Here is a 6303-nt window from a genome sequence, read left to right as displayed (position 1 = left end):
CGTCGGACTCCAGCACGATGCGCGCCGGCGGCGGGCCCTCGCCGCCCCCCATCACCGAGCCGACCGTCGCGATGGCCTGCAGCGCGGTGAAGAGGCCTTCACCCGTCGCGGTCTTGGGGGCGGGTTTCAGGTTGTCGATCGCCGCCTTCACGGCCGCACGGTTGGTGGTCGGGGACACCAGCAGCGAGGCGTTGGCCGCGAACTCCACCAGCCCGAGGTTGATCCCGGGCGTCAGCTGGCTGGCGAACTGGCTGGCCGACTCCTCGGCCGCCTTGAGCCGGTTCGGTGGGACGTCGGTGGCCCGCATGGACTGCGACATGTCGATGACCAGGACGACGACGGCGCGGTTGCGCGGGATGCGCATGTCGTGGGTCGGGGTGGCCAGCGCGATGGTCAGCAGGACCAGGCTGAGCAGCGCGACGGCGATCGGGATGTGCCGCGTCGGCGACTGGGGCACGCTCGCCTCGGTGAACCGGCGCAACCGGCGCCGGCGACGCGCCTGGACCAGGACGTAGACAGCGAGCAAGGCCAGCGGTAGCAAACCGAACAACAGCATGCCCGGGCGCTGGAAGCCGTAGAGCGGTAACGGGCCGATCCCGGGAAGCGACACCCGCCAGTAAAGAGGAGACTCTCCGGGCCGTCAAACGGGGGCTATTCGCGCCTGAGCCGCCCGTCGACGAATTGCTCCAACTTCTCCCATTCCCGCACCGCCGCGGCGTACGGCGCCGAGGGCTTGCCGACCGAGCCGGGCTCGAGCACGTAGGCCACCAGCTTGCCCAGCGGGCGGCCCGTCTCCAGCGCCTTGTCGACCGTGCCCTCCTCGGAGTAGTCGCCGATGTCGCGGAGCAGTTCGACGGCCAGGTCCAGCTGGTCGCGGTCCACCGCGTCCGGCCCGTCGGCGATGTCGTCGGCCAGCCCGCTGAGCACGTAGACGTTGTCCTCGGTGACCTTGACTTCCAGCGAACCGTCGGTGGCGGCGGTGCGGATGTCGTCGTAGGTGCTCAGGTCGGCCAGGTCGTGGTCGTGCTCGTCGGCGAGGTAACGGGCCAGCGCCCGTTCGGAGGTGAACACGCTGATGCGCCCGTTGCGGCCCAGGAAGATCGGGCGGTCGTCGAGGTAGCACCGCAGGGTGTAGAAGGTGCCTGAACTCGTCATGATCCGAATCGGATCGATGCCGACCTGCTGCCAGAAATCCTCGTCGCTGCCCAGGATGACGGTGTCACCGGCCGCGCGGGGCTCCTCGGCGTCGGCCTCCACGGGCTCGTCGGCCTCCTCGTCGGCCTCGGCATCGGCCTCCACGCCGGCCTCGGTGTCTTCCGCCTCTTCCTCTTCCTCGGGCTCTTCGGCCAGCTCGTCGGCGGCCTTGGCCGACAGCTTGGTGTCCACCTCGGGGGTGGTGACGATGTCCTCGATCGCGCTGAGCACGTCGTCCCAGCTGCGCGCGATGATCTCGCCGAGCGCGTTCCAGCGCTTGAGGCCGGCCTTGCCGCTGAAGTGGTCGATCCCGCCGGACACGGTGCCCAGCGTGGGATTGCCGTTGAAGAACTTCGACACCGCGGCGAGCTCGCACACCGACCCGATGGACGAGACCAGCGCCAGCGTGCGGGCCAGCCCGGTCACCGACTCCTCGGTCGGCTTCTCCGACACCAGCTCCTCGACCGCGACCAGATCGAACTGCTTGTCGTCGGCGGGCGAGAACTTGTGCGCGTGCGCCGCGGTCAGGTCCTTCCAAGCGGGGTGGTCGGCCAGGTCGTTGTCGGTGTCGGAGCGCACGAACGCGACCAGGTCGGCGACCGAGGAGAAGACGTACAGGTCCTCGTCCTTGCCCAGGAACGCCTCCCACTCGTCGCCGGCGTCGCGCCAGCGGGGCGCCCACACGGTGTAGCGGTCGCCGTCGGACAGGCTCAGGCGGATGGGCACGAGGTCAGCAGCCATGCGGCACACAATAGCGACGGCGGGGGAGGACCCCTGCCGTCGGGAGCGGCTAGCCCCAGATATCGGTGATCGGTGGCGCGCTGGCCGCGTATCCGGTTTTGGGCAGCCCGTACATCTGCTCGATCGTGGACAGCACGCTGTAGTGGTTGATCTGCTCGCTGTAATTGCCGGGACGGATGTGGGCGCCGTAAAAGATCGTGGGGATCTGGTTGCGGCTGCCGTTATCGTCCTCGTCGAACGTCACGATCAGCAGGCTGTTGTTGGCCGCCGCCCAGTTGGCGTAGCCCGACAGCTGCCGGTTCAGCCAGGTGTCGGCCTGAGCGATCGAGCCGTCGTGCATGTTGTCGTCGTTGTTGGGGATGACGAACGACACGGTGGGCAGGCTGGCGTAGTTGCCCATCGGGAACGCGGAGAACGGCAGCGAGTTCGCCGGCGGCACGTTGGTGAAGTTGGCCCAGGGCACGTGCTTGCGCGCGTACTTGCCGGCGCTGCACGCCGGCGAGCCGACCGCGGGCAGGCCCTCGGCGAATCCGACGAATGTGTAGCCGGTGGCCAGCAATTCGGAACCCAGGTTGGGCGCGGCGCCGCCGTTGATGGGGCACTGGTCCGTCGTCACCCCGAAGGTGTTGCCGGCGAACAGCGCCAGGTAATTCGGCTCGCTGGGGTGCGTTTCGGCGAACGATTGCACCATGTTGGCCCCACCCGCGGCCAGCGCGGTGATGAAGGGCGCCGAGTTGTTGCCGATGATGCCGTTTTCGGAGCGGTTCTCCTCGACCACGATCACGATGTGCGCAGGCTGCGGAATGGCCGCTGCCACCAGGCCTATCCGCGGAGTCAGCGGGCTGGCCGCCAGCGCGACCAGGGCCAGCGCGCCGAGTGCCCCAAGGACGCGAAATGCCCTGCCCGTCAACCCTGTTGAATCCGCGATTCCGCTCAGCACTACGGGAGCATATTGTTGGACCGGGCAGGTCGCCGGCGGCGACGCGGGCGGCTTCAGCGGGGCGTTAGCGAACTGCGGCCGGATCGTTATATAAGGTCAAACACCGTGGAGGTGCGCGTTGTCGATCACCCGCTGGCGGTCGCCCGGCTGACGACGATGCGCGACGAACGCACCGACAACGAGGGCTTCCGGGCGGCGTTGCGGGATCTGACCGCGATGCTGATCTACGAGGCCACCAGGGACGCCCCCCGAGAGAATTTTCCGATCCGCACACCGGTGGCCGAGGCGCAGGGAGTGCGGCTGGCCAAACCGCCGCTGCTGGTGCCGGTGTTGCGGGCCGGGCTGGGCATGGTGGACCAGGCGCTCGCGCTCCTGCCGCAGGCCGGGGTCGGCTTCGTCGGCGTGGCCCGCGACGAGGAAACCCACCGGGCGACTGGATATTTCGAGTCGCTGCCCGACGAGCTGGCCGGCCTGCCGGTGTTCGTCATGGATCCGATGCTGGCCACCGGCGGGTCCTTGCAGTACACCGTCGGCCTGCTGCTGGATCGCGGTGCCGCCGACGTCACGGTGTTGTGCGCGGTGGCCGCGCCCGAAGGCGTTGCCGCGCTTGAGAAGAAGGCTCCCGAGGCGCGCCTGTTCACCGTGGCGGTCGACGACGGGCTCAACGAGAACGCCTACATCGTGCCGGGTCTCGGCGATGCGGGCGACCGTCAATACGGGCCGCGCTAGCCCCATTACCAGCTCTGCGCCGAAGACACCAGCTCGTCGCGCACCGCCCCGGCCCGCCGCCGGGCGTCGTCCAGCTCGCCGGTGACCGCGCAGCGAACCTCGATGTAACACTTCAGCTTCGGCTCAGTCCCGGATGGCCGCACCACCAACCGGACCGACGCGTCGTCGTCGCCACCGGTGAAGATCAGCGCGTCGGCGATGTCGGTGACGCTCGCGGAGAACCCGGCCAGCGTTTCCGGTGGCGTCTCGCGCAGCCGCCGCATCACCTCGGCGGCCTCGGCGGCGTCGGCGACGCGGCGCGACACCGCCGCGACGTCGTGCACGCCGTAGTGCCGGGCGAGCTCGTCGAGCGCGTCGGAAACCGAACGTCCCCGGTCTTTGAGCGCGGCCACCAGGTCGCACACCAGCACCGCGGCGCTGATGCCGTCCTTGTCGCGCACGGCGTCCGGGTCGACGCAGTGCCCGATCGCCTCCTCGTACGCGTACACCAGCGTGCCGCCCGGCACGTCGGCGTCGGCGCGCGCCAGCCACTTGAAGCCGGTGAGCGTTTCGACGTGGGTGGCCCCGTACCGGCGCGCGATGGCCGCCAGCATCCGTGAGGACACCACGGTGCTGGCCACCACCACCGCTCGCGGATCGGCGACCCGCGACAAGATGTAATCGCCCAGCAGCCAACCGGTTTCGTCACCGGACAGCATCCGCCAGCCCGAGCCGGCCGGGACGCCGACCGCGCACCGGTCGGCGTCGGGATCCAGCGCGATCGCGACGTCGGCCCTGACCTCTTCGGCCAAAGCCAGCAGCGCGTCGGCGGCGCCGGGCTCCTCGGGATTGGGGAAAGCGACGGTCGGAAAGTCGGGGTCCGGCGCGAACTGCGCACCCACGGTGTGGATTTGGCCGACGCCGGCGCGTTGCAACGCTGCCACGGCCACGGTGCCGCCGACCCCGTGCAGCGGGGTCAAGGCCACCCGCACCGAACCGGTGCCGCGCCGCACCGCCGCGGCCCGGGCGATGTAGCGCTCGACCAGGTCGGTGCCGGCGGGTTGGACCGGACCCCGGTGGATTTCGTCGGCCGGGGGAGCGGCGGCCATCGCGGCCTCGATCTCGCGGTCGGTGGGGGAGACGATCTGGATGCCGCCGTCCGTGTAGACCTTGTAGCCGTTGTCGGTCCGTGGGTTGTGCGAGGCGGTGATCTGTATCCCGGCGGCGGCGCCGGTGTGGCGCACGGCGAACGCGACCACCGGCGTCGGCACCGGCCCGGGCAGCAGCATGACCGAGAAGCCTTGGGCGGCAAGCACTTCGGCGGTGACGGTGGCGAAAACGGCGGAGCCGTGCCGGGAGTCGCGCCCGACGATCACCGACGAGCCACCCAGGCCCCGCCCGTCGAGCACCCGCGCGACCGCCCAGGTGGCGCGCGACACCACCGCGACGTTCATGGCGTCGGGCCCGCCGCGCACCGGGCCGCGCAGGCCCGCCGTGCCGAACCGGAGCGGGTGGGCGAATCGCGCGGCCAGCTCGTCGGGCGCGCACGCGGCGAGCTCGGCGGCCGTCGCCGGGTCGGGATCGTGTGCGATCCAGTCCTCGGGCGTCATCTCAGAACCGGGCTACGACGTCGGCCAGCAGCGCGCCCATTCGGCCGGCCGACGCGGCGCCGGCGGCGAGCACCTCCGCGTGGCTCAGCGGCTCACCGCTGATCCCGGCGGCCAGATTGGTGACCAGCGACACCCCCAGCACCTCGGCGCCGGCCGCCCGGGCGGCGATGGTCTCGTGCACCGTCGACATGCCGACCAGGTCGGCGCCCAGCATCCGCAGCATGCGCACCTCGGCCGGCGTCTCGTAATGCGGGCCCGGCAGGCCGGCGTAGACGCCCTCGGCCAGTCCCGGGTCGTCCTGGCGGGCGAGGTCCCGCAGCCGCGGCGAGTAAGCGTCGGTCAGGTCCACGAATTGCGGTCCGACCAGCGGCGAACGCGCGGTCAGGTTGAGGTGATCGCTGATCAGCACCGGCTGGCCCACCGTCAGGTCGGGCCGCAAGCCGCCGGCCGCGTTGGTGAGCACGACGATGCGCGCGCCCGCCGCGCAAGCCGCCCGCACCGGGTGCACGACGTGGCACAGATCATGGCCCTCGTAGGCGTGCACGCGACCGACCAGCACCAGCACCCGGCGCTCGCCGATGCGCGTCGAGATCAGCTCACCGGTATGCCCGACGGCGGTCGGGGGCGCGAACCCGGGCACGTCGGCCTGCGGCAGCACGGCGACCGGGGAGCCGAGCGCGGAAACCGCTGGGCGCCAACCGGATCCGAGCACGATGGCGACGTCGTGCCCGGGCACGCCGGTGCGCTCCCCGATGACCTGCGCCGCCCGCAGCGCGAGCTCGGCGGGGTCGAGCGGGGGTTCGGCCACAGTGGGGGAGCTTAGCGGCGCGGTGGCACACGCCGGAATATGTGAAAATCTGCCGCATGAATCTTCGTAAGTGGCCGATTGCCGGCCTGGCCGTCGCCGTTGCGGTGGCGGCTCTTTCGATCGCCACCGGTCCGCTGGCGCCGGCGCGGGCCGACGGATGTCCCGACGTTCAGCTCATCTTCGCCCGCGGCACCGCCGAGCCGCCCGGTCTCGGGGTCGCCGGAGACGCGCTGCTCGCCGCGCTGCAGCCGGCCCTCGGCTCGCGCAGCGTCGACGCGTACGCGGTGAACTACCCGGCCAGC

7 protein-coding genes are annotated in these 6303 nt (G+C 71.0%); 2 read left to right on the top strand and 5 right to left on the bottom strand.

Annotation, left to right across the window (positions count from 1 at the left end):
• From A5711_RS03145 to A5711_RS03135, 3 genes are all read right to left on the bottom strand, one after another.
• Positions 1-610, bottom strand: a 610-nt coding sequence (locus A5711_RS03145; RefSeq protein ID WP_156744761.1) for a VWA domain-containing protein, incomplete at its 3' end; no start/stop codon positions are given.
• Positions 611-651: 41 nt separating this feature from the next.
• Complete coding sequence (locus A5711_RS03140; RefSeq protein WP_067943974.1) at positions 652-1935, bottom strand: primosomal protein; 1284 nt, start codon at positions 1933-1935, stop codon at positions 652-654.
• A 49-nt stretch (positions 1936-1984) separates the two neighbouring features.
• A complete protein-coding gene (locus tag A5711_RS03135) occupies positions 1985-2803 on the bottom strand; it encodes an alkaline phosphatase family protein (RefSeq protein WP_067943976.1) in 819 nt (272 codons plus the stop codon).
• A 177-nt stretch (positions 2804-2980) separates the two neighbouring features.
• On the opposite strand from A5711_RS03135, the gene upp reads away from it, so the two are divergent.
• The gene (gene upp, locus A5711_RS03130; protein WP_067943972.1) at positions 2981-3604 is read left to right on the top strand and encodes a uracil phosphoribosyltransferase; all 624 of its coding nucleotides are present in this window, start codon (positions 2981-2983) and stop codon (positions 3602-3604) included.
• A gap of 5 nt (positions 3605-3609) precedes the next feature.
• Here the strand turns inward: upp and A5711_RS03125 are convergent, their stop codons facing one another.
• Both A5711_RS03125 and A5711_RS03120 read right to left on the bottom strand, forming a co-directional pair.
• Positions 3610-5193, bottom strand: a complete 1584-nt coding sequence (locus A5711_RS03125; RefSeq protein WP_067943970.1) for a phospho-sugar mutase — start codon at positions 5191-5193, stop codon at positions 3610-3612.
• 1 nt (position 5194) lies between these two features.
• The gene (locus tag A5711_RS03120; RefSeq protein WP_067943968.1) at positions 5195-6001 is read right to left on the bottom strand and encodes a purine-nucleoside phosphorylase; all 807 of its coding nucleotides are present in this window, start codon (positions 5999-6001) and stop codon (positions 5195-5197) included.
• A gap of 56 nt (positions 6002-6057) precedes the next feature.
• Here A5711_RS03120 and A5711_RS03115 point away from each other — a divergent pair.
• Positions 6058-6303: cutinase family protein (locus tag A5711_RS03115; RefSeq protein ID WP_231971971.1), on the top strand; the 246-nt coding region annotated here is incomplete at its 3' end.

This window comes from Mycobacterium sp. E2238, from assembly GCF_001672665.1.
GTDB lineage: Bacteria > Actinomycetota > Actinomycetes > Mycobacteriales > Mycobacteriaceae > Mycobacterium.
This window is presented reverse-complemented; position numbering and strand designations above follow the sequence as displayed.

What these genes read in the sequence shown, in the direction of transcription:
- A5711_RS03140 (WP_067943974.1), bottom strand. Translation starts at nt 1,935, where the DNA reads ATGGCTGCTGACCTCGTGCCCATCCGCCTGAGCCTGTCCGACGGCGAC.
- A5711_RS03125 (WP_067943970.1), bottom strand. Translation starts at nt 5,193, where the DNA reads ATGACGCCCGAGGACTGGATCGCACACGATCCCGACCCGGCGACGGCC.